Source organism: uncultured Sulfitobacter sp. (assembly GCF_947497275.1).
Classification (GTDB): domain Bacteria; phylum Pseudomonadota; class Alphaproteobacteria; order Rhodobacterales; family Rhodobacteraceae; genus Sulfitobacter.
On the sequence record NZ_CANMFS010000002.1, the window covers coordinates 359236 to 378926 of the forward strand.

Genomic DNA, 19691 nt, shown 5'->3' on the forward strand with positions numbered 1-19691 from the left:
GCAATGCTCGGACTGGAAAAAAGAGACACCCTGTTGCTGATCGTCGTTGCGTGCCTTGTCACCTTCGCGCCGATCCTGCTCAACCCCTTCCCCGCCGACAGCTCGATGGCGCAATTCAACGCGGGCTATCCCGACCTGATGCAGCGCTTCGTGATCTTCGGCATATTCGCCATCGGCTTTAACATCCTGTTTGGCCTCACCGGCTATCTCAGCTTTGGACATGCCGCGTTTCTGGGTGTGGGGTCCTACTCAGCTGTCTGGATGATGAAGCTGCTGACGATGAACGTGATCCCGGCAATCGCCCTCTCCGTCATCGTGGCGGGCCTTTTCTCGGTGCTGATCGGCTACGTCAGCCTGCGCCGCTCGGGTATCTACTTCTCGATCCTCACGCTGGCCTTTGCGCAAATGTCGTTCAACCTCGCCTATTCGGTTCTGACGCCGATCACCAACGGGGAAACCGGTCTGCAGATCACGTTGAACGATCCGCGCATCCTGGACGGAGCGGGCGCGCCGTCCTATCCCAACCTCTTCGGGGCGCAGATGAACGAGGCGACGACGCTGTTCTTCGGCGGGTGGTCCTTCACCTTCTCGGTCGGCTATTACCTTTGCGCCGTCATCATGCTGATCAGCTTCTACCTCGCGATCCGCATCTTCCGTTCCCCTTTCGGGATGATGCTGCGGGCGGTTAAATCGAACCAGCAGCGGATGAACTACACCGGCCTGAACACCAAACCCTACACACTCGCCGCCTTCGTGATTTCCGGCATGTACGCCGGTCTGGCGGGCGGATTGCTGGCCTCGATGGATCCTCTGGCGGGTGCCGAGCGGATGCAATGGACCGCTTCCGGCGAGGTGGTTTTGATGACCATTCTGGGCGGTGCGGGCACGTTGATCGGTCCGGTCCTCGGTGCGGGCTTCATCAAGTACTTCGAGAACATCTTCTCCAAGATCAACAAGGCGACACTTGAGGGCTGGTTTGCTTTCATGCCTGACGGGATCGAGGAATTCTTTGTCGCGATCATCTATCCCTTCGTGGGCAAGGGCTGGCATCTGACGCTGGGTCTGCTGTTCATGATGGTGGTCATCTTCCTGCCCGGTGGGCTGGTCGAAGGCGGACAACGCATCGGCAAAATGTTCCGCCGCCGCGACCGCAAGTCCTCCGATGCCGAGCTGAGCGCCGCCCAGCAACGCCAAGTCCCCCCCGCAGAATAAGGAGCGTAAAGACATGGGTATTCTTGAAGTCAAAAATGTCGGCAAACGCTTCGGCGGGCTGCAGGCGCTCTCGAACGTGAACCTCACCGTCGAGGAAAACTCGGTTCACGCGATCATCGGGCCGAACGGGGCGGGCAAATCCACCCTGCTCAACTGTCTGGTGGGCAAGCTGATCCCCGACACCGGGTCGGTGATGTTCGACGGTCAGTCGGTGCTGGGGCGCAAGCCCTACGAGATCAATCAGATGGGCATTTCCCGCGTGTTCCAGACGCCCGAGATCTTTGCCGATCTGACGGTGATGGAAAACATGCTGATCCCCTGCTTTGCAAAACGCGATGGGTCGTTCCGGATGCACGCGCTTGAAAGCATGATGAACGAGAAAGACATCGTCGGCAAAGCCGAGCACATGCTCGAAGAGATGAAGTTAATCGACAAGCGCGCGATGCACGCCGCAGCCATGTCGCGTGGCGACAAGCGGCGGTTGGAGATCGCGATGTGTCTGGCACAGGATCCGCGACTGCTGCTGCTCGATGAACCCACCGCCGGGATGGCGCGGGCCGACACCAACAATACCATCGACCTGCTCAAGCAGATCAAGGAAGAACGCAACATCACCATCGCGATCATCGAGCACGACATGCACGTCGTATTCTCGTTGGCGGAACGGATTACCGTTCTGGCGCAGGGAACGCCGCTGGTCGAGGACACACCCGACAAGATCAAGGGCCACCCGAAGGTGAAAGAAGCCTATCTGGGCGAGACACAGGCTGCGTAAGGGCACAGCGCCCCCTCCGCCCCTTTTGAGGACAAGATCATGAACACCGCGACACGCAACAAGAACGCAAATCACGCCGCCACCGCGCCCGCGTTTCTCTCTGTCTGGGACATACACGCCTACTACGGCGAAAGCTATATCGTGCAGGGCGTAAGTTTCAACGTGCACGAGGGCGAGATCCTTGCCCTTCTGGGCCGCAACGGCGCGGGCAAAACGTCGACCTTGCGCACCATCGCCCAGATCGGCGATCCGGAACTGCGCAAGGGCGAGGTCTGGCTTGACCACAAGCCGCTGCACAAGATGGCGAGCCACGAGGCCTCTGCCGCCGGTCTGGCGCTGGTCCCCGAGGACCGTCGCATCATCGCCGGTCTCACCGTCGAGGAGAACCTGAAGCTTGCACAGATCGCGCCGCCCGTCGGTTGGTCGATTGAACGGGTCTACGAATTGTTTCCCCGTCTGGGTGAGCGCAAGAACCAGGAAGGCATCACGCTGTCGGGGGGCGAGCAACAGATGCTGGCCATCGCGCGCGCGCTGTGCCGCGATATCAAGGTACTGCTGCTCGACGAGCCCTACGAGGGGTTGGCGCCCGTGATCGTGGACGAGATCGAAAAGACGCTTCGGATCATCAAGGATCAGGGCATCACGACCATCCTCGTCGAGCAGAACGCAGTCCGCGCGCTCAAGCTGGCCGATCGTGCGGTGATCCTCGACACAGGCGGCGTTGTCTTTGACGGCACCGCGCAGGAAGTTCTGGAGAACGACGCCCTGCGCGCGGAATACCTCGCGATCTGATTCGCCACCGATATTTGTATCACGGCCCCAGAAACCCCGCTCCGGCGGGGTTTTGTCTTGCGCAGTGTTCCGATGAGGCAGCCCGATCGCCCTTGATCGCTGCCAGCACGCAAACCGACCGTTACACTGGGTCTACCGACAACTATGGCGATAGCACGCGGGCGCACCAGCCGCAGAACGCTGCAATGCCGGTCGCTCACGAGGTCCGTGCAAACCAAGGGTGGCGGAAACGACTTCTATTCCACCAACGTCGGCCCCGACACGTGCGGAACGCCTGGACGGAAATGTGCCGTATTGGGCGGTAATGACACCGTCTATCGGTCGCAAAACCGGATTGAACTGTACAAACCGCCGGCCGAGGTTTCGATGGGGTCCGGCGCGGTTGGCTCCAAAGCCGCCCTGCACCGCCGAAACTCGCGGGTTTCCATGCGCTTTACCATGTCATATAAGCGCACGATAGCATCGGGCGCTCCATCGCCCCGCCGCAATGGTCGAGGATACACATGACAAAGAACACCCATGACGCCGACGTCGCGTTCATCCGCGCGCTGGCAGAACTGCTGAACGAAAACGACCTGACCGAACTTCAGGTCAAGCGTGACTACGCGGAAGACGACAGCCTCAATGTTCGCGTCTCGCGCAAGCCGCCGCAGCAGGTGATGGCCCCGCAGCAGATGCAAGCCCCACAGATGCCGATGTCTTCGCCCGCCCCGGTCGCCTCGCCGGCCGCGCCAAGCGGGCCTTCCGATCCGTCCACCGATCCCGGTGCCGTCACCTCGCCGATGGTCGGAACCGTCTACATGCAGCCCGAACCGGGCACGCCCGCTTTCATCAGCGTCGGAAAAGCGGTGGCCGAGGGTGATACCCTGCTCATCGTGGAAGCCATGAAAACCATGAACCATATTCCCGCGCCCCGTGCCGGCACCATCAAACGCATTCTGGTCGAAGACGGGGCCGCCGTCGAATTCGGCGCGCCGCTCGTGATCCTCGAATAGGGAGGATCGACCATGTTCAGCAAAATCCTTGTCGCCAACCGCGGTGAAATCGCGCTGCGGGTGATCCGCGCCGCGCGCGAAATGGGCATCCGGTCGGTCGCGGTGCATTCAACAGCCGACAGCGACGCAATGCATGTCAGAATGGCGGACGAATCCGTTTGCATCGGCCCTCCGTCGTCGCAGCAATCCTACCTGTCGATCCCGTCGATCATCGCCGCCTGCGAAATCACCGGTGCCGAGGCGATCCACCCCGGATACGGTTTTCTATCCGAGAATGCGGGCTTTGTTCAGATCGTCGAAGACCACGGGCTGACCTTCATCGGCCCTACGGCCCAGCACATCCGCATCATGGGCGACAAGATTACCGCCAAGGACACGATGAAGGACCTGGGCGTGCCCTGCGTTCCCGGTTCTGATGGCGGTGTGCCCACGCTGGAGGAGGCGCAACGGATCGGCGCGGACATCGGCTATCCGGTGATCATCAAGGCGACCGCCGGCGGCGGTGGCAAGGGGATGAAGGTAGCGCACTCCGCCAAGGAGATGGAACGCGCCTACCAGACAGCGCGGGCCGAAGGGAAATCGAACTTCGGCAACGACGAAGTCTATATCGAGAAATATCTGACAACCCCACGGCACATAGAGATACAGGTGTTTGGCGACGGCAAGGGCCGCGCGGTACACCTGGGCGAGCGGGATTGTTCCCTTCAGCGACGCCACCAGAAGGTGTTCGAAGAGGCCCCCGGCCCCGCGATCACGCCCGAAGAGCGCGCGCGCATCGGCAAGGTCTGTTCCGACGCGATGGCCAACATCAACTACATCGGCGCGGGCACCATCGAGTTTCTCTTCGAGAAAGGCGAGTTCTATTTCATCGAAATGAACACCCGCCTTCAGGTCGAACATCCTGTAACCGAAGCGATCTTTGGTGTCGATCTGGTACGCGAACAGATCCGCGTGGCTGAAGGCCTGCCGATGTCGTTCACGCAAGAAGATCTTGTAATCAACGGCCACGCCATCGAGGTGCGGATCAACGCCGAGAAACTGCCGACGTTCTCGCCCTGCCCGGGCATGATCACGCAGTATCACGCGCCGGGCGGTCTCGGCGTGCGAATGGACAGCGCGCTGTACGATGGTTACAAGATCCCGCCCTATTACGATAGCCTGATCGGCAAGCTGATCGTGCACGGCCGCGACCGACCCGAAGCACTGGCCCGACTGAACCGTGCGCTTGGTGAATTGATCGTGGACGGCGTCGACACGACCGTGCCGCTGTTCCATGCGCTGTTGCAAGAAGACGAGATCCTGACCGGCGCATACAACATCCACTGGCTGGAGCATTGGCTGGAAACCAACCTCGGAGATGGCTGAAACCCATGGGGGAGATCACACCGGAACTCCTGCTGCACGGCTATAGCGTCGGCATCTTCCCCATGTCAGAGCACCGCGATGACACAGATATCTTCTGGGTCGATCCGCGCCGCAGGGGCATCATGCCGCTGGATGGCTTTCACATCTCCCGCAGCCTGCGCCGCGCGATGCGCCGCAGTAACTGGACCATCACCACCGACCGGGATTTCGACGGGGTGGTTGATGGCTGCGCCGACCGCGACGACACATGGATCAACGCAGAAATCCGCGCGCTTTACCGTGCCCTGCATGACCGAGGGAACGCCCATTCGCTCGAAGTGTGGGAGGGTGCCCATCTTGTCGGCGGGGTATACGGTGTCGTGTTGGGGGCCGCGTTCTTTGGTGAAAGCATGTTTTCGCGACGCACCAATGCGTCGAAGATCGCGCTTGCGTGTCTCGTAGACCGCTTGCGGCAAGGCGGCTTTACCCTGTTCGATACTCAGTTCATCACGGATCATCTGGCGTCGCTGGGCGGCGTGGAAATCAGCCGCGCAAAATACCTTGCGCGGCTATCGCGCGCAAAGGCTCGCAATGCGTCCTTTTCCAGCCCAAAGGACGCCTCGCCTCATGAGGTGATGCAGCGCATGACCCAGATGTCATAGCGTGGATGCTCCATCGCATTCAACGCAGGTGCCGACGCAATCATCCACCCCGTAAAAACAGTGCCGGACCGGCCTGTCTCGGAAACTTCCAGCGCGGCATAGGCATCTCCGGCCGGGTTGCCCGCCGGATATCGACATTCCGCCACGACGATCTGCAAAGGCCCTATCGCCCCCATTTGTCCGCTGCGTATTTCGAGATCTTTCGTATAGCCGGAGGTTTTGTCCAGCGCACGCAAGACCGCACCTGTGCCGTTGCCGGTCTGCTGTGAAGAAGCGTCAGTTGCGCCGATCAGGGTGGCGATGACGACCAGACACCCTGCAGATTTCAAAAGGTTCACTCCGGGCTCCACGCCTCGTAGTCGCCGCGGTCGGCGGGTTTTTCGCGGCGAATGGACCCTGCCGGCGCATAGGCCAGCATCGTGCCAGTCAGGTTCTCCTGATGCGGCTTTTCCCAGGATCTATGCCGCAAGGGCGTATCGGTGGGCGGGGCATCGTATGTCCGGTGAAGCCAGCCGTGCCAATCGGGCGAAACACGGGTCGCCTCGGCCTCGCCGTTGAATATGACCCAGCGTTTGCTGTCGTCGGCATTGCGGTAAAAGATGTTGCCCTGGTCGTCCTCGCCCACTTTCTCGCCCTTGCGCCAGGTGAAAAACTGCGTGTTCAGGGTTTGCCCGTTCCACCAGGTGACCGACTTGAGCAGGGTATTGAGAAGTCCCATGGATGCCTCCGAAAAGCTTTAGCTCTGATATGACCTATTGACGCGAAAACGTCCAGTCACAGTTGGGCAGGCAGAAGCGCCGTGACCTCGATCTCGATCCGGTACTTGGGATCAATCAAGCCGCATTCGATCATGGTCGCCGCGGGAGGATTCGCCCCGAAGGTCTCTGCCAGCAGTGGCCAGCAGGGCGCGAATTCGGTCCGGTCCGCTAGCATATAGGTCACCCGCACCACATCCGCGAAAGACGTACCAGTCTCCGCCAGCGCCGCTGCGATGATGCGCAACGCATCGCGGCACTGCGCGACCACATCATCGCCCTGCCCCACGGTGCCCGCGACGTGCACGAAGCCGCCCGCGACAACGGCGCGGCAGTAGCCGAGTTTCTCTTCGAACTCACCGCCGGAAGAAATCCGTCTCATCCTGTCATCTCCTGTTGGAGGATGCGCAACAGTATCGCATCCTGAAAATCATCTGCTGTCTCTCCGGCCCAGCTGCCCGCAAATTCCGCACCCATCTCAAATCCCGCCTCCCGTGCGGCCTTGTGTACCCACGCAGGCTCAAGCGCCACAACCATTTCCGGCTCGGGCTCACTTTGCGCCCATCCGCACCAGGGAGTGATGAAAGCTGTCGGTCGCATTGGGGCAGAGAGCATCGCGCATCCGGTAATAGGTGAAATAGAACGTCCCACCGGTCGCAAGGCAGCGCGCGGCCTCGGCAAGATAATGCTTGATCGTATCGGTATCCAGACGGGCCAGAACCGATGTCGCGAAGATCAAATCGAAGCTGCCTTTGACGAAAGGAAATGCGTAGTCTTCCGGATCGATCCGGCCGAATGGATTAGAGAAACTATTGAACAGATCCGTGTGATGAAACAGCAACGCAAGCCGCCTGCGGCACCATTCGGTCCCGAAACGCACGATCTCCAGCCCATCATCATGCGGTGAGCGCCGGAACTCGTGCTGCAATGCCACGGCAAGCCTGCCGATGCCTGCGCCCAGATCCAGAAACCGCGTCTGCGCGTTCGGCGCCGTGCGGGCCTTGATCAATCGCGCTTGCCGGTTGCCCACCTTCACGGATCCACCGCCGCCGGCGAAATTGGTCGTGGAAGGCGGCGCGCCGGCACCGTCAAGATGGGGGGTGTGGCGGATGATACGGGCCGGCACCGGTGCGGCCAGCCCATATTTCACGCACGCGATATGCGCCCCATGGTTTAACCAGCCGTAGCCGGCTCTTTCTCCGCTTCCGCGTGGATCATCAATGGCTTGGCCGCCGATGTTGCCGCTTCCTCGTTGACGACGACCTCGGTCACGCTGTCCAGCCCGGGCAATTCAAACATGGTGTCGAGCAGGATATCCTCAAGAATCGAACGCAGGCCTCGCGCACCGGTCTTGCGCTCGATGGCGCGTTTGGAGATGGCGCTAAGCGCATCGTCGGTGAAAGTCAGCTGCGTATCTTCCAGCTCGAACAGGCGCTGGTACTGTTTCACCAGCGCATTCTTCGGCTGCGTCAGGATCGTGACAAGCGCGTCCTCATCCAGATCCTCGAGCGTGGCCAAAACCGGCAGACGACCGACGAATTCCGGGATCAGCCCGAACTTCAGCAGATCTTCCGGTTCGAGATCGGTAAAGATCTCTCCGACGCCGCGTGCGTCATTGTCACGCACGTCTGCACCGAACCCCATCGCGGAGCCTTTGCCACGTGCCGCAATGATCTTGTCCAGACCGGCGAAGGCACCACCGCAGATAAACAGGATATTGGTGGTGTCGACTTGCAGAAACTCCTGCTGCGGATGCTTACGCCCGCCCTGTGGCGGTACGGAGGCCACGGTGCCTTCCATCAGCTTGAGCAATGCCTGCTGTACGCCCTCGCCCGACACATCGCGGGTGATCGAAGGATTTTCGGACTTGCGGGTGATCTTGTCGACCTCGTCGATGTAGACGATGCCGCGCTGCGCGCGTTCGACGTTGTATTCCGATGCCTGCAACAGTTTGAGAATGATGTTCTCCACATCCTCGCCCACGTACCCTGCTTCGGTCAACGTGGTCGCATCGGCCATGGTGAACGGCACATCGAGGATCCGCGCCAGTGTCTGTGCCAACAGCGTCTTGCCGCAGCCGGTGGGGCCGATCAGCAGGATATTGGATTTCGCCAGTTCGATATCGCCGCCCTTCTGGGCATGGTTGAGGCGCTTGTAGTGGTTGTGTACCGCCACCGACAGCACCCGTTTAGCCATCGCCTGCCCGATCACGTAGTCGTCGAGCACTTCGCAGATGTCTTTCGGGGTCGGCACCCCATCGGTTGCCTTGAGGCCAGAAGCCTTTGTTTCCTCACGGATAATGTCCATGCATAGCTCGACGCATTCGTCGCAGATGAACACGGTCGGACCCGCGATCAGTTTGCGCACCTCGTGCTGGCTCTTGCCGCAAAAGCTGCAGTAAAGGGTGTTCTTGCTGTCGCCGCTGGTCGAATTGGCCATGTGAACCCTTTCAGGTCTAGATCGTGAAAATTTCGGGTCGCGGCGCCCCGGTTGGCGCTACGCTGAATTGGCTTGCCCGATAGTCTAGGTCACCCACTCCGGTCCTGCAATCGCAAATCCGGAGCGCGGATTGATGTGACCTACTTGCCCTTCTTGGTGTCGGAATCGTCGGATTTTCCGCGATTCTCGACGATTTCGTCGATGTGGCCCCAGTCCTTGGCTTCTTCCGGTGTCAACCACTTGTCGCGATCCAGCGCCTTTTGCACCGTGTCGTAATCCTGCCCGGTGTGCTTGACATACAGCTGGTACATCCGCTCGCGCGTCTGCTCGATGTGGCGCGCCGAAATGAGGATATCCGCCGCCATTCCCTGAGAGCCGCCGGAAGGCTGGTGGATCATCACTTCGGAGTTGGGCAGTGCGAACCGCATCCCCTTCTCGCCGCCTACCGCGATCACCGACCCCATCGAAGCCGCCATACCGCAGATCAGCGTCGAGACCTTGGGCCGGATGTACTGCATCGTGTCGTAGATCGACAGACCCGCCGACACCTCGCCGCCGGGCGAGTTGATGTACATACTGATTTCCTTGGACGGGTTTTCGGATTCGAGGTGCAGCAGCTGCGCGACCACCAGATGGCTCATCCCGCTGTGGATCGGGCCGTTGATAAACACGATCCGTTCCTTGAGAAGCCGAGAGAAGATATCGTAGGCGCGCTCACCACGGCTGGTCTGTTCCACCACCATGGGCACAAGATTCATATAGGTTTCGACGGGATCGTGCATATTGCTGGCCTCTGTAATTCAATCGGCGGGACCATACCCGCGAAACTGTTTAGGAGAGATTAGTCCCGCCTTCCCGGACCTTCAAGGGGGGCTGGGCGGCTGTCGTACGGGCAACGGCAATCGGCATCCGGCAGCATTGATCGCCGGGGCGTCCGTCCTATCTGCCCGCCATGGAAAACGCGCTTGGCCAGTTCCCGCCCACCGCTGCCGCCGCCCGCGCGCGGCTTGCTGATTTTGCTCCGAAAGCGGGCGAATCCTACGCCCGGAACCGTAATTTCGATTTCGGTCCGGTACGGCACACGCGCGTTTCGACCCTGTCGCCCTACCTGCGTCTCAAAGTGCTGGACGAGGCTGACGTATCGCGCGCCGTGCTGGAACATATGGACGGGGACACGGCCGAGAAATTTCTGACGGAGGTCTGGTGGCGCACCTACTGGAAAGGCTGGCTGGAACAGCGGCCCACCGTCTGGGCCCACTACCGCACTGATCTCACGCAGCTTCACAATGACGTGCAGACCCAGTCGGGGCTGCGCAACAGATGGGAAACGGCCTGCTTGGGAAAAACTGGCATCGCGCCCTTCGACGCATGGGCGCACGAACTGGTGCGGACCGGCTATCTGCACAACCATGCACGGATGTGGTTCGCATCAATCTGGATTTTCACGCTCGAACTGCCCTGGCAGCTTGGCGCAAACTTCTTCCTGCGGCACCTCCTGGATGGAGACGCCGCTGTCAACACGCTGAGCTGGCGCTGGGTCGCAGGCATCCAGACCCGAGGCAAGACCTATCTCGCCGACCCCGACAACATCGCCGAATACAGCGATGGACGCTTTGCGGACGTACACGGGCTAAGTCCCACGGCTGTTCCCGTGGCGGCACCGGATGCGCCCGACCGCCAGCCGATCATGGCATTAGCCCGCTACCGGCCCACTCCCGGTGCCCGTATGGGCCTGCTGCTGCACAGCGATGATATATCGGCAGGCCGGCTTCTTGCTCATCTCGATCTTACCCCGGTAACGTCCGCTTATCTGGACACGGCAGCCCGGCAAAGCCCGTGGTGCATTGCCCCTCATATCGCCGATTTCCGCGACGCTATGGCGCAGGACGTGAACCCCGGCACCGACATCCTGCGCGACATTCAGGCACTGGTGCATTGGGTGCGCGAAAACAGGCTGGATCATATCGTTGCACCGCATGCGCCCGTCGGTGCGACGCGTGATGTGATTGCCCGATACCGCCAGCGGGACGGGGCGGTGCCGGTGCATGAGATCCGCCGCGACATCGATTCCGCCGCCTGGCCGCTGGCGACGGCGGGATTTTTTAGGTTTCGCAAACATATCCCCGAACTGCTGGACCGTTTCATGCGCGGAACGGCGGCCCCCGATCCGTCATAAATCTGTGACAGAACCAACCTAGCGTGCGCCCGACGACACCCATTCAGGAGCATGGCATGACCCGCAAAGACATCCTCGACGACCCGATGATCGGCAACAAGGCCGAGGCGTTCGAGGCGTTCGACGACATCCCGACCAATCCAAATCTGCGCAGCACATTGGGCGATATCGTAAGTGAGCGGTACGCCCGCCGTTCCGTGCTTCGGGGTGCGCTTGGCGTCACTGCGACCACCGCATTGTTCGGGGCTGCCGCGCTGAGCGCGCCTCGTCAATCCAAGGCGCAGGGCACCACGCGGTACAACTTTACGGAACTGGAATGGGGCAACGACACGACGCACCATGTGGCCGAAGGGTATGATGCCGAGATTCTGCTGCGCTGGGGCGATCCGGTGATGGCGGACGCCCCGGAATTCGACGTGATGAACCAGACGGCAGCCGCCCAGCTTCAGCAATTCGGCTACAACAACGACTACGTAGGCTTTACACCGCTCACCGCGGACGGCACGCGCGGCTTATTGTGCGTGAACCACGAATACACCAACGAAGAGGTCATGTTTCCCCGTTTGGGTCGGCAGGACAAGGTGGCTTTCTCCGGCATGACGCCGGAGTTGATCGACATAGAGATGGCCGCCCACGGCGGCACCGTCGTCGAGATCGAAAAGGAAACCACCGGCACATGGCGCGTCGAACGCAACAGCAGATACAACCGGCGCATCACGCCGCTTGATACCCGCATGACCGTCAGCGGCCCCGCAGCGGGACACCGGCGTATGAAAACCGACGCCGATCCCGACGGAATGACCATCATCGGCACACTGAACAACTGTGCGGGCGGCATGACCCCCTGGGGCACGTATCTGATGGCCGAGGAGAATTTCCACGGCTACTTCTGGACAAATACGCTGGACAGCGAAGGCAAGCCCGATCTTTCCGGCCTGGCGCCCCGCGAAGCGACGCGTCACGCACGTTACGGCGTACCGGGGATGTGGTACGCTTGGGGTCAACATCACGACCGCTTCAACCTGGACGTTGCGCCAAACGAGCCGAACCGCTTTGGCTGGATCGTCGAGGTCGATCCCCTCGCGCCCGACGCGATGCCGGTGAAGCATACTGCCCTTGGACGGTTCCGGCATGAAGGATGCGAAACGACACTGTCCGCCGACGGGCGGCTGGTGATCTATTCGGGCGACGACAATCGGTTCGATTACCTGTACAAATATGTCTCCGACGGGACGGTTGGCGACGACCGCGCCGCAAATTCCAGGCTGCTCTCAGACGGCACGCTTTACGTTGCGCGCTTTGATGCTGACGGCACGATGACCTGGTTGCCGCTCGTCCACGGCGAAGGTCCGCTGACGGCGGAAAACGGGTTCGAGGATCAGGGAGACGTCGTGATCGACACGCGGCTCGCGGCGGATCTGCTGGGTGCCACCCCCATGGACCGCCCCGAAGACGCCCAGCCGCGCGGTGACGGGACGACTTTCGTGATGCTCACCAACAACTCCAAGCGCAAGCCCGACCAGACCGACGCGGCAAACGCCCGCGCGGACAATGTCTTTGGTCATATCATCGAGATCAAGGAAACCGGCGGCGATCATGGGGCCGAAACCGGAACATGGTCGGTGCTGGTGCAGTGCGGCGATCCGTCGGTGGCGCAGGTCGGCGCGCTGTGGAATCCCGAAACGTCCGAGAACGGCTGGTTCGCCGCACCGGACAACGCCGCCATCGACGCGGACGGACGGTTGTGGGTGTCGACCGATCAAGGTGGCAACTGGGGCCAGACAGGAAAATCCGACGGGCTTTATGCGCTCGAAACGGAAGGCGCGGCACGCGGTACATCGAAGCTGTTTTTTCGCTGCCCGGTGGGCGGCGAGATGTGCGGCCCCTACTTCACTGCGGATGCCGAAACTTTGTTTGTGGCAGTACAACACCCCGGCACCGACGGCACGAAGGATCTGGAAGGGTTCGCACGGGACTCGACCTTCGAAGATCCCGCGACCCGCTGGCCAGATTTCGATCCGGCCATGCCGCCCCGCCCCGCTGTGGTGGTGATCACCAAACAGGGCGGCGGCAAGATCGCCGTGTGATCCTCGGAACTGCCGTCAACGACCGGCGGTAAAGGACAGGCGCCGCGCGATGCGGCCCCTGTCGCGCGCTTGGCGTCACTCCTCAGAAAGGCACGCCAACAGGCTATCCGCGATCCCGCGCATCAGATCCGCATAGGACGTGTCATCGGTCCCCAAGGGGTCAAGCGTCGCAATGCGTACTGCACTGCCTTCGGTCGCCGTTGTCAGAAGGGCCGTGTCCATCTGCGGCTCGGCAAATGCGCAGACCACGGGCGACGCCGCAATCGCCTCGCGCAGGGCCTGAAGCCGTGCGGGTCCGGGGCTTCTGCCATCACCTAGAAAAACGGAGCCGCGCGCCTCGATGTCAAAGCGCGCCTCGAAATAATGGTAGCCGTCGTGCAGCACGAGATACGGTTGCGCACGCACGGGTGCCAACATCGAGTCGATCTCTTCCTCCAGCGATTCAAGCTGTTCGATCAACGTGGCGGCGTTGCTGCGGTAAAGATCCGCCCGTTCAGGATCGAGTGTGGCAAGGTGTCGGGCGATTGCTTCGGCCCATACCTGCACGTTGCGCGGATCGAGCCAAACGTGAGGATCGGTTGCATGATCCGCGTGATCTTCATGCCCGTCGTGATCCGCAAGATCGTCATGATCCTCATGCCCTTCATCGTCCGCGTGATCGTCATGATCATCATGCTCCGCGTGATTTTCATGATCGTCATGCTCCGCGTCCTCGGATTCACCTTCGTGATGCCCGTGCGCGTGCGGTGCAAAAAGCGCCCGCTCCCGGAAGCCAAGCTGTACCACCCCCGGCACATCCATCAGGATCATCTGCTCGGCATCGGGAGCAAGATTGACCAGCGGCGCCTCGAGCCAACCAGTCAGCCCCGGCCCGACCCAAACGATCAGATCAGCCTTCGACAGCGCCTGCGCCTCGGAAGGACGCATGGAATAACCGTGCGGCGAGGCCCCCGCCGGGATGATTTGCGCCGGGTCCCCGGCACCTGCCATAATCTGGCTTACGATGCTGCGCACCGGTGCGATGTCCGTCACGACGTTCGGAACATCGGCAAAAGCCGGGGTTGCCAGACAGAAAATGGTTGTAGCGAGGGTGCGCATATCGACAGTCTCCTTTTTGAGTCGGCCCCTTGCTACTCCGAATGTTATAACATATCAATATGGCACTTGCGATCACACGGAGAAACACTGATGTCGAACCCGATCGGTTTCCAGGACCACGATCACACGGCGTGTATAAAAAGCACCCTGACCCGCGCCGAAGCGCATTGCGCAGCGTCCGGTTTGCGTTTTACGCCGGTTCGGCGGCGTGCGCTCGAAATCCTGCTGGCAGAGCACCGTGCGTTGGGGGCCTATGATGTACTGGCGCAGCTGGCAGCCGCTGGTCTGGGCGCACAGCCCCCGGTCGCCTACCGCGCTCTCGATTTTCTGGTCAAGGCCGGGTTCGCCCACAAGATCGAGGCACTGAACGCCTATATCGCCTGCACGCGTCCCGGCGAAGATCACGCACCTGCGTTCCTCATTTGCCGCACCTGTCACAATGTCGCCGAAGCCGATACCGCGCCGGCGCGCGGGCGGCTGGGCGATGCGGCGCGGGCTGCCGGCTTTACCATCGAGCGGACGGTCGTCGAGGCCGAAGGGCTGTGCCCCGCCTGTCACGAAAGCGCCGTCTGATGGCGCTGCTCGAAACCACTGGCCTGACTCTCAGCTATGGCGGACAGACGGTTCTGCGCGACGTCAATTTCGCCGTCGCGCGCGGCGAGATCGTCACCATCGTCGGCCCTAACGGATCGGGTAAATCCTCGCTGTTGCGCGCCCTGATCGGTGCCATCCGGCCTGTCGCGGGCCATGTGACACGCGCGCCGGATCTGCGCATCGGGTACGTGCCGCAAAGCCTTGCCATCGACGCGACGCTGCCGCTGACTGTCGCACGCTTTCTCAACCTGCCGCGCCGGGTGTCGCCCGCCCGGACGGCGCAGGCCCTGTCCGATGCCGGCGTGACCGATCTGGCCACGCGCCAGTTGCGCGATCTGTCGGGTGGCCAGTTCCAGCGCGTTCTGCTGGCGCGGGCGCTGTTGCACGATCCCGATATCCTGATCCTCGACGAAGCGACGCAAGGGCTGGACCAGCCCGGTGCGGCGCGTTTTTACCGGCAGATCGAGGCGGTGCGGCAGGCGCGCGGGTGCGCGGTGCTGATGGTCAGCCATGACTTGCACGTGGTCATGGCCGCCTCGGACAGGGTTTTATGCTTGAACGGGCACATTTGCTGCGAGGGAACACCGCAAGTGGTGGCGGATGCTCCGGAGTACCGGGCGCTGTTCGGTACCGGAACGCAGGGGGCGCTCGCACTATATCGCCACCAACACGACCATGATCACCACAACCACGAACGGGCCTCTTGATGTTTGATGATTTTCTCGTGCGCGCGGGTTTGGCGGGTCTTGGCGTGGCATTTGCAGCGGCGCCGCTGGGGTGTTTTGTCGTCTGGCGCCGGATGGCCTATTTCGGCGATGCCACCAGCCATGCGGCGATCCTTGGTGTCGCGCTGGCGCTGGCCACCGATCTGCCGGTATTCGCCGGCGTTCTCGCCACGGCTCTTGCGATGGCGCTCATCGTGTCCGCGTTGGCGGGGCGGCGTGTCAGTTCGGACGCGCTGTTGGGGGTTCTTGCACACGCTTCACTGGCGCTGGGGCTGGTGGCAGTGTCTTTCATCAAGGGCGTGCGGATTGATCTGGAGGCTTATCTGTTCGGAGAGATACTGGCCGTAACCGCCCGTGATCTTGCGGTGATCTGGACAGGGGCCGCGCTGGTCACGGCGCTGCTGGTCTGGCGGTGGCAGGCGCTCCTGACGTCCACGCTTTCGCCCGATCTGGCGAGCGCCAGCGGGATTTCTCCACGGCGCGAACAGGTGATCCTCACCCTTGCCCTTGCGCTGACCGTCGCAGTCGCGATCAAGGTGGTGGGCGCTCTTTTGATCGCCGCGATGTTGATCATTCCCGCCGCCAGCGCCCGCCCCCTGGCACGCACACCCGAAGCGATGGCAGGCTGGGCAATGCTTATCGGCGGATTGTCCGCGCTCGGCGGGCTCGCGGGCGCATTTCACTTCGACACTCCCGCCGGACCCAGCATCGTCTCCTGCGCCGCAGCGTTCTTTGCGCTAACGGCGGCACTGTCACCGGTGTTCAAGCAAGGGTGAATGGCCGATCAAACTTCATGCAATGATTAAAGTTCGAGGCGCAAATCCATGATTTTCATAGATTATCACGTCACTTTAGAGCGCGTTTTGTAAGTATCCTGATCCCATAGATCGTTGTGCATCACATCCGCGAGGATCGCAACGGCACTGCTTACATCACCTGCGTCCAGGTACATCGGCGTGAACCCGAACCGCATGATATCGGGCGCGCGGAAATCACCGATGACACCCCGATCGATCAGCGCCTGCATTGCGGCATACCCTTCGGCAAAGCGGAACGACACCTGCGAGCCGCGCAGCGACGTGTCGCGCGGGCTTGCCAATGTCAGTTGTGGAATGTCCCGTTCGACCTCGGCGATGAACTGCTCTTGCAGTTTGAGCGATTCCGCGCGCAGCTCCTGCATGTCGACGCCGTCCCACAACTCCATCGCGACTTCCAGTGCCGTCAACTGAATTACCGGAGGCGTGCCGACACGCATCCGCTCGATCCCCGCGCCGGGCCGGTAGTCGAGATCGAAGGCAAAGGGCGCGCGGTGGCCTAGCCAACCGCTGAGCGCCGGTTGCACATGATCCGCCAGATCCGGACGGACATAGATAAACGCCGGCGCGCCCGGACCGCCGTTGAGGTACTTATATGTACAGCCAACCGCAAACTCGCAGTTCGCCTCCCACAGATCGACCTCGATGGCCCCGGCGGAGTGCGCCAGATCCCAGATCATGATACAGCCCGCCGCCTGCACTGCCTGCGTCACGGGTTTCATGTCGTGCTTGCGGCCGGTGCGGTAATCGACTTCGGTCAGCATCACCGCAGCAATAGAGTCGTCTATCGCACTCAGCACCTCTTCCGGCGCAACAGTGCGCAGTTCGTACCCCTGCTCCAGCAGCCCGACCAGCCCTTCGGCCATATACAAATCAGAAGGGAAATTGCCCGTATCACTGAGAATTACACGTCGCTCCGGGTTAAGCTTGACCGCAGAGGCCAGCGCCTGAAACACCTTGATCGAAAGTGTGTCGCCCATCACGACGGACCCCACAGGCGCGCCGATGATCCGGCCCACCATATCGCCCACGCGCGACGGCTGGTCCATCCAGCCCGCACCGTTCCATCCCCGGATCAGCATGCCACCCCACTCGTCTTCCAGCATGGACTGGACGCGCGCCGCCACGCCGCGCGGCATCGGCCCCAGCGAGTTGCCATCCAGATAGATCACCCCTTCGGGAATGACAAAAGCTTCCTTCTTAAGAATATGAGACACTTACAAGGCTCCTCTGACATGCCACAACTCGGGAAAAAGTTCTACGTCCAGCATCTTGCGCAGATACGAGACACCTGCCGTACCGCCAGTGCCGCGCTTGAACCCGATGATCCGCTCGACGGTAGTGACGTGATTGAAACGCCAGCGGCGGAAATAGTCTTCGAGATCGACCAGTTTTTCCGCCAGTTCATAAAGCTCCCAATGCGCGCGCGGATCCTCGTAGACCTTTTGCCACAGGTCCTGCACGGCGCGGTCGGCGGTCCAGTCCTGCGCCTGCGGCGCACCCGCCAGCGGTGCGTGGTCGAAACGCGCGCACAGCAGACCAATCGCAACCTGGTAGAGGCTCGGTTGTTCCAGTTCCGCCCGCAGGCGCGCATAGGCTTCGGGGCGGTGTTTGTGAAGCTGCATCAGCGCGCTGACCCGGTTGCCGAGGATGTATTCGATTAATCTGTACTGGTGGGATTGAAATCCGCTGGAATTACCAAGCGAGGGCCGGAAAGCTGTGTATTCGCTGGGGGTCATGGTGCGCAGTACGTCCCAGGCCGAATTGAGCTGTTCGAAAATCCGCGCCACCCGTGACAGCATCTTGAACGCGGGCGGCAAATCGTCATTCAGCATCGCATCGCGCGCCGCCTCAAGCTCGTGAATGGCCAACCGCATCCACAACTCGGACGTCTGATGCTGAACGATGAACAGCATTTCGTCGTGCGCAGTGGACAGTGGGTGCTGTGCATCGAGAATGGGGTCCAGTCGCAGGTAGTCGCCATAGGACATATCCTCGGCAAAATCCATTTTTGCCCCTGTCGATGCCGTCTCGAATTCACTCATGGCGCTCCCTTGCTTGGCTTACAGCCTGCCATTTCCGTGTCGCGGCATCAGGCCATCAGGACCCGCACACCGGGGATCGAGTCGATCGCTGCCACATCCTCGTCGTAGATGTCGGTCATCTCCGTGACAAGGTCCTCGGTCCAGCCTGGCATGTCCAGTTCTTCCTCGACCTCTTCTTCCAGCGCGTATTTGTCCAGAAACGCGGCGATTGCACGACGCTTCTGGTGCTCGGTCATCACCGGATGATCCTTGAGATACGCCCGAAAGCGTTTCATGCCTTCCGCGCTCATGATCGCGCTCAGCAGGTCAAATCCCCCGATGATCTTCTGATCGTCGGGCAATCCGGCCATCTGGCGGATCACATGCGCCCAGATCAGCGGCGTGTCCTCGTTGCACCAGACCGTCAGAGGCGTGTCGGGCACCGCTTCGCGCAGCGAGGCAATTGTTTCAGACCACCGCACCTCGCGCGGATCGCGCCCGCCCCAGAAGGCGTCCGGTTCGGGCGCGGAGGATTTGCTGTGCAGAATCGGCAAAAGCGTCGCGGGATTGCGGATACCGATGAAGATTTCAACGTCATCGGTGGCAAATATCTGTTTCATTCGCTTCATCCGGACCGGTGCGGCAGGATAGAGCACCCCCTGCTGCACCGCCGTCTTCGGCGTGCGGAAGAAATTCGGGTCCGACAGGATCACCCGCGTCGCTTTCTCATCATCGAGAATCGCATCAATCAACACCTCGCGCGCGCCCTGCGTTGCCGGCGTGCTGACCATCGCGTTCAGCGTGTCGCGCAGAATTCCGCGATATTTGCTCGGACCGGGAACCGACACTCCCTGCGCTGAGAAATCCTCCGCATTGCGAAGCAAACACTTCATAAGGCGGTCTTCTTCGGTAAAATGCACACCTGCGTGTAGGACCAGTTTCATTCTATTCCGCCAATATTTCCATGCCGCGCAGTATAGTGTGTTTGCAGATGTGTAAAACCTGCAAATGAACCTCAAAAGCCCCTTGCACGATCTTTCCATTCGCATTAAATCACCGCGCAGTGCCCCTATAGCTCAGCTGGTAGAGCAACTGATTTGTAATCAGTAGGTCCGCGGTTCGAGTCCGTGTGGGGGCACCATAATTTCCTAGAATGCATGTGTAGTCGCCTTTATCCTTTTTCGCGCACGAAAGAGGT

The 19691-nt window shown here is 61.1% G+C and carries 22 protein-coding genes and 1 tRNA gene; 12 read left to right on the top strand and 11 right to left on the bottom strand.

Annotated elements, in window-relative coordinates; genetic code table 11:
* Positions 1-3: 3 nt before the first annotated feature.
* The 6 genes from Q1A06_RS05695 to aat all read left to right on the top strand — a co-directional run bounded on the left by Q1A06_RS05695 (position 4) and on the right by aat (position 5780).
* Positions 4-1212: a branched-chain amino acid ABC transporter permease gene (locus tag Q1A06_RS05695; protein ID WP_299559826.1), complete on the top strand. Its 1209-nt coding sequence runs from the start codon at positions 4-6 to the stop codon at positions 1210-1212.
* A 13-nt stretch (positions 1213-1225) separates the two neighbouring features.
* Positions 1226-1987, top strand: coding sequence for an ABC transporter ATP-binding protein (locus tag Q1A06_RS05700; RefSeq protein ID WP_299559829.1), 762 nt, complete (start codon positions 1226-1228; stop codon positions 1985-1987).
* 39 nt (positions 1988-2026) lie between these two features.
* Entirely contained in the window at positions 2027-2779 is a 753-nt protein-coding gene (locus tag Q1A06_RS05705) for an ABC transporter ATP-binding protein (RefSeq protein ID WP_299559832.1), read from the top strand.
* A 503-nt stretch (positions 2780-3282) separates the two neighbouring features.
* On the top strand, positions 3283-3774 hold the full coding sequence (gene accB, locus Q1A06_RS05710) for an acetyl-CoA carboxylase biotin carboxyl carrier protein (RefSeq protein WP_299559835.1): 492 nt from the start codon (positions 3283-3285) through the stop codon (positions 3772-3774).
* A gap of 12 nt (positions 3775-3786) precedes the next feature.
* Complete coding sequence (gene accC, locus Q1A06_RS05715) at positions 3787-5139, top strand: acetyl-CoA carboxylase biotin carboxylase subunit (RefSeq protein ID WP_299559838.1); 1353 nt, start codon at positions 3787-3789, stop codon at positions 5137-5139.
* A gap of 5 nt (positions 5140-5144) precedes the next feature.
* Entirely contained in the window at positions 5145-5780 is a 636-nt protein-coding gene (aat, locus tag Q1A06_RS05720; RefSeq protein ID WP_299559841.1) for a leucyl/phenylalanyl-tRNA--protein transferase, read from the top strand.
* Here the strand turns inward: aat and Q1A06_RS05725 are convergent.
* From Q1A06_RS05725 to Q1A06_RS05755, 7 genes are all read right to left on the bottom strand, one after another.
* The gene (locus Q1A06_RS05725; protein WP_366523499.1) at positions 5744-6118 is read right to left on the bottom strand and encodes a DUF2155 domain-containing protein; all 375 of its coding nucleotides are present in this window, start codon (positions 6116-6118) and stop codon (positions 5744-5746) included. The two genes, aat and Q1A06_RS05725, sit on opposite strands and share 37 nt — an antisense overlap.
* On the bottom strand, positions 6115-6498 hold the full coding sequence (locus Q1A06_RS05730; protein WP_299559844.1) for an NADH:ubiquinone oxidoreductase subunit NDUFA12: 384 nt from the start codon (positions 6496-6498) through the stop codon (positions 6115-6117). Before Q1A06_RS05730 ends, Q1A06_RS05725 begins: the two co-directional genes overlap by 4 nt.
* A 56-nt stretch (positions 6499-6554) precedes the next feature.
* A complete protein-coding gene (locus tag Q1A06_RS05735; protein WP_299559848.1) occupies positions 6555-6917 on the bottom strand; it encodes a Rid family hydrolase in 363 nt (120 codons plus the stop codon).
* Entirely contained in the window at positions 6914-7066 is a 153-nt protein-coding gene (locus Q1A06_RS05740; RefSeq protein ID WP_299559851.1) for a hypothetical protein, read from the bottom strand. The genes Q1A06_RS05735 and Q1A06_RS05740 overlap by 4 nt, the downstream gene beginning before the upstream one ends.
* 19 nt (positions 7067-7085) lie before the next feature.
* Positions 7086-7685, bottom strand: coding sequence for a class I SAM-dependent methyltransferase (locus tag Q1A06_RS05745; RefSeq protein WP_299559853.1), 600 nt, complete (start codon positions 7683-7685; stop codon positions 7086-7088).
* Positions 7686-7708: 23 nt separating this feature from the next.
* Positions 7709-8974, bottom strand: coding sequence for an ATP-dependent Clp protease ATP-binding subunit ClpX (gene clpX / locus Q1A06_RS05750; RefSeq protein WP_299559855.1), 1266 nt, complete (start codon positions 8972-8974; stop codon positions 7709-7711).
* A gap of 140 nt (positions 8975-9114) precedes the next feature.
* Positions 9115-9756, bottom strand: a complete 642-nt coding sequence (locus Q1A06_RS05755) for an ATP-dependent Clp protease proteolytic subunit (RefSeq protein WP_299559858.1) — start codon at positions 9754-9756, stop codon at positions 9115-9117.
* A 170-nt stretch (positions 9757-9926) separates the two neighbouring features.
* On the opposite strand from Q1A06_RS05755, the gene Q1A06_RS05760 reads away from it, so the two are divergent.
* Both Q1A06_RS05760 and Q1A06_RS05765 read left to right on the top strand, forming a co-directional pair.
* Positions 9927-11150, top strand: a complete 1224-nt coding sequence (locus tag Q1A06_RS05760; protein ID WP_299559861.1) for an FAD-binding domain-containing protein — start codon at positions 9927-9929, stop codon at positions 11148-11150.
* Positions 11151-11206: 56 nt separating this feature from the next.
* Positions 11207-13237 carry a PhoX family phosphatase gene (locus Q1A06_RS05765; RefSeq protein ID WP_299559864.1) on the top strand — a complete coding sequence of 677 codons (2031 nt, stop codon included), beginning with the start codon at positions 11207-11209 and terminating at the stop codon, positions 13235-13237.
* Positions 13238-13312: 75 nt separating this feature from the next.
* On the opposite strand, the gene Q1A06_RS05770 is transcribed toward Q1A06_RS05765, so the two are convergent.
* Entirely contained in the window at positions 13313-14335 is a 1023-nt protein-coding gene (locus Q1A06_RS05770; RefSeq protein ID WP_299559867.1) for a zinc ABC transporter substrate-binding protein, read from the bottom strand.
* A 90-nt stretch (positions 14336-14425) separates the two neighbouring features.
* Between Q1A06_RS05770 and Q1A06_RS05775 the strand changes: the two genes are divergently transcribed.
* Genes Q1A06_RS05775 through Q1A06_RS05785 form a run of 3 tightly spaced genes read left to right on the top strand, consistent with a single transcriptional unit; the run spans position 14426 to position 16430 of the window.
* Complete coding sequence (locus tag Q1A06_RS05775; protein WP_299559870.1) at positions 14426-14908, top strand: transcriptional repressor; 483 nt, start codon at positions 14426-14428, stop codon at positions 14906-14908.
* Entirely contained in the window at positions 14908-15636 is a 729-nt protein-coding gene (locus tag Q1A06_RS05780) for a metal ABC transporter ATP-binding protein (protein WP_299559873.1), read from the top strand. Before Q1A06_RS05775 ends, Q1A06_RS05780 begins: the two co-directional genes overlap by 1 nt.
* Entirely contained in the window at positions 15636-16430 is a 795-nt protein-coding gene (locus Q1A06_RS05785; protein ID WP_299559876.1) for a metal ABC transporter permease, read from the top strand. Before Q1A06_RS05780 ends, Q1A06_RS05785 begins: the two co-directional genes overlap by 1 nt.
* A 65-nt stretch (positions 16431-16495) precedes the next feature.
* Here Q1A06_RS05785 and kynU read toward each other — a convergent pair whose 3' ends face one another.
* Genes kynU through Q1A06_RS05800 form a run of 3 tightly spaced genes read right to left on the bottom strand, consistent with a single transcriptional unit; the run spans position 16496 to position 19437 of the window.
* Positions 16496-17686 carry a kynureninase gene (gene kynU / locus Q1A06_RS05790; RefSeq protein WP_299559879.1) on the bottom strand — a complete coding sequence of 397 codons (1191 nt, stop codon included), beginning with the start codon at positions 17684-17686 and terminating at the stop codon, positions 16496-16498.
* Entirely contained in the window at positions 17687-18514 is an 828-nt protein-coding gene (locus Q1A06_RS05795) for a tryptophan 2,3-dioxygenase family protein (protein ID WP_299559882.1), read from the bottom strand.
* A 47-nt stretch (positions 18515-18561) separates the two neighbouring features.
* On the bottom strand, positions 18562-19437 hold the full coding sequence (locus Q1A06_RS05800; protein WP_299559885.1) for a hypothetical protein: 876 nt from the start codon (positions 19435-19437) through the stop codon (positions 18562-18564).
* 121 nt (positions 19438-19558) lie between these two features.
* On the opposite strand from Q1A06_RS05800, the gene Q1A06_RS05805 reads away from it, so the two are divergent.
* Positions 19559-19634 (top strand) — tRNA-Thr (locus Q1A06_RS05805).
* The last annotated feature ends 57 nt before the right edge of the window (positions 19635-19691 follow it).